The sequence below is a fragment of the Kitasatospora sp. NPDC058243 genome, assembly GCF_042882025.1.
Lineage (GTDB): Bacteria > Actinomycetota > Actinomycetes > Streptomycetales > Streptomycetaceae > Kitasatospora.
This window is the reverse complement of sequence record NZ_JBHVWW010000135.1, coordinates 1-2,827: the sequence shown is the minus strand read 5'-3', so window position 1 is coordinate 2,827 and position 2,827 is coordinate 1. Positions and strand designations below refer to the sequence as shown.

The 2,827-nt window shown below is 66.5% G+C and carries 2 protein-coding genes and 2 pseudogenes; all 4 read right to left on the bottom strand.

Annotated features, from left to right (window positions below):
- Window positions 1-513, bottom strand: a 513-nt coding sequence (locus ACFVX9_RS39455; protein ID WP_387987084.1) for a hypothetical protein, incomplete at its 3' end; no start/stop codon positions are given.
- 22 nt (window positions 514-535) lie between these two features.
- Window positions 536-1,284, bottom strand: a pseudogene (locus tag ACFVX9_RS39450) (transposase family protein).
- Between the two features lie 158 nt (window positions 1,285-1,442).
- Window positions 1,443-2,465 carry a transposase gene (locus ACFVX9_RS39445; RefSeq protein WP_387987087.1) on the bottom strand — a complete coding sequence of 341 codons (1,023 nt, stop codon included), beginning with the start codon at window positions 2,463-2,465 and terminating at the stop codon, window positions 1,443-1,445.
- Between the two features lie 66 nt (window positions 2,466-2,531).
- Window positions 2,532-2,726: pseudogene (locus ACFVX9_RS39440) on the bottom strand (transposase domain-containing protein); the annotation flags it as partial.
- Between the last annotated feature and the right edge of the window lie 101 nt (window positions 2,727-2,827).

The window sequence follows — 2,827 nt, the reverse complement described above, 5'->3', positions numbered from 1 at the left end:
GCTGATTCCAGATATAGGGATCGCTTCGAAAAAGTTTCGATCGACATCCACACGCCAAAGGCCGGCGGCACCGTAGCCTCTCACGTAGGCGTTCCCTTTGCCGTCGAGAGCCAGGCTGCCCGGACACGAGCCATTACCGAAGTTTACTAGTGTGCGAGGCGTGGCGTTTACGACGGCCTGGCACGCCCAAAGCCGATTATATGTTTCAGCGCAAGCATACAGGGTGCCGCTTACGGTATCCAGGGTCATTCCATCGATGCCGCTGTACTTCTCGGGGTCGTAGGCCGATAGGGTGCATATTTTCTCTGACGGGGCGCCGTTGAGCGGAACCCTGTATATATAAGATACTACCGTTTCATACCCCCTATCTCCTTCACCCCAGTAAAACGTGCCGTCTTGGACTTGAGCGCCTTCTTGGACTGCGCTACTTAAGACGTCGGAACTAAAGCCTGGGCTGAATTTTGTTGCGAGATTGGAGGTGCCGGCATTGATCGGGTCTGAGTTGTTTGACATCTGTATCTCCCTGAAGCATTTTTCACGTGTAGATCGTGAGGGTGAGGATGGCCGCGGCGGCTGACGTGAGCCTGTTCGGGCTGATGCGGGCATGGCGGAAGATCCTCCAGCCCTTGATCCGGGAGATGGCGCGCCCAACAGGTGTCCTCAGGGACGCGTGTACTTTGTTCGACTTCTTGTGCTTGTCAGGCAGTTCGGTGTTCGGCCGGCGCTTGATGGGAGTGATGACGGTTCCGCCGGCGCCCTGGTATCCCTTGTCCGCGAGGACTTCGGGGTCCAGTTGAGTGCAGACATCGATAATGTTGTGCTCACGAGCGGCCTTCAGGTCGTGGGTTCCACCCGGCAGGGCGGGTGAGATCCACAGCAGCTTCCCGGCGTCCGCGGTGATGACCTGCAGATTCACACCTTCGCGGCGGACTTTGCCGGAGAAGTGCCCCCGGCTTTCACCCGGCCGGTCCCGGCGGCCGTGCCGTCCAGGAGTACGCAGCCCTCACCGTGATGGCTGGTGAGGGCCTCGGCCAGCGACGGTGCGAAGGCGGCGAGCCGCCCGACCGCGCCGTTCACGCAGCGCCACGCCGTGGCCACACCGATACCGAAGCCCGCGGCGATCTGTTCGAGTGTGTCGTGTTTACACAGGTAGACCAGCGTGCAGCGAGCCCGGTCGTACGGGCGCAGCCTGCACCGCCGCTCACCCTCCAGTGATGAGATGACCATCGTCACCAGCTCGAGGAGCTCCTCGTCAACGTCGCATGCGGCAGGATAAGAGAACACGGGGCATCTCCGCAGGTCAGGCAAGGTGTGGTAGCCAGCTGAACCAGCGGGATGCCCCGTTCGTCACGCCACCGTCAACACCCTGCCGCCACCTCACTCCCAGGCCGTACAGATGGAAAAGGCTTCAGGCCCCATATCGCTTACCAACGCCGTTGCGTTTAGCGAGGTGAACGGGGTGCAAGCCCCTTCTCCATGATCGTGATCTCGGTGTGAAGGGTGTAGTTCTGGGCGGTGGCGGGGTGTTTGCCGATGTTCGGGGCGTACTTGCTGTGGCTCTTGAGGCGGCGGGCCTTGAGGCGTTGCCGACGGCGGGCCGGCGGCAGGTTGTCCAGCAGCGTGCGGCCGATGGCTCCGACCGGCCGGACAGGGCCACGGGGGAAGATGCCGGAGGCGTTGACGGCTTGGTCGCGGGCGGTGTTCAGAGCGACGGTGAAGCTGAGCCGGTCCGTGTCCAGCCCCGGCTGGCGGGTCGCGGCGTCCGCAGCGGTGTGGATCAGGGCCTGGCAGGCGGTGAGGATGCCCCAGGCTTCCTGCTCCAGGCCGGCAGGGTACCCGGAGCGCAGGACGCGGCCCTCCAGCAGTGTCGCCTTCACGCTCGCGTACACGGTCTCCGCCTGCCGCCTCTCGTGATACAGCGGTACCAGGCGTTCGGCGGGGTGGCGGACGGGGCCGGTGAGGCTGGTGGCCAGCCGCCGCTGCTCACGGCGCACGGTCCCGCCGGCCAGCGTCACCGTGGTCCACGCCTCCGCCGCGCGGACGGTCAGATGGCCGTAGCCGTGCCCGGCCCGATAGGGCGCGGACAGACGAGCCAGATAGGAGCCGTCCGCCAGACGGTGCTGGACCAGGGGGCGACGGGTGGCCGAGGACCGCACCAGGAACTGCGCCCCGGTGGCCCGGATGCCGTGGAGGAAGCCGATCGTGTCGGACCCGGCGTCCGCCGGGACCGGCATGTTCGCCTCCAGACGAGCCGGCAGGCGTGTGGCATAGGGAAGTTCGCCGTCGCTCTCGGGTCCGAACGCGGCGGCTGTCACCGCGCGGGTGCCGGTCTCGACCAGCGTCGCCAGGCGCAGAAGCGGACAGCCGAACTCGCGCTCGGATCCGCTGCGCTTGGGGAAGCGGTCGGTGACCGGGGCGCGGTCGGGCAGCTGCAGGCTGGTGCCGTCGAAGGCGGCCGTTCGCATTCCGCACCGCCAGGCGCCTTCCGTGCTTCTCGCGGCCACGGCCCCGGACAGCGCCTCGAACAGCACCCGCAGCGGCCGTGCACCCAGCCGGCGGCGGGCCCGCGAGAGAGAGGAGGCATGCGGCCGTGCCACCGGCAGCCCGGCCGGCCCCGCGGTGGGCTTCCCCCACACCGCCCGGCAGGAGCAGCCCTCGAACAGAGCGAGCGCGAGAACGAAGTACACCACCACACGCGCCGGCAGCAGACGGATCCGCCGTTCCACAGCCCGGGAGGTCTATTCACACGGCTTCACCAGCCCTTCTTGTAGAAGGTGAGGGCGGTGACGGTCTTGGCGACGGTGGGGAATCGGGTGAGGGGGCCGCG

Coding starts and splice junctions, on each gene's coding strand:
- ACFVX9_RS39445 (WP_387987087.1), bottom strand. CDS start 2,465: ATGCGAACGGCCGCCTTCGACGGCACCAGCCTGCAGCTGCCCGACCGC.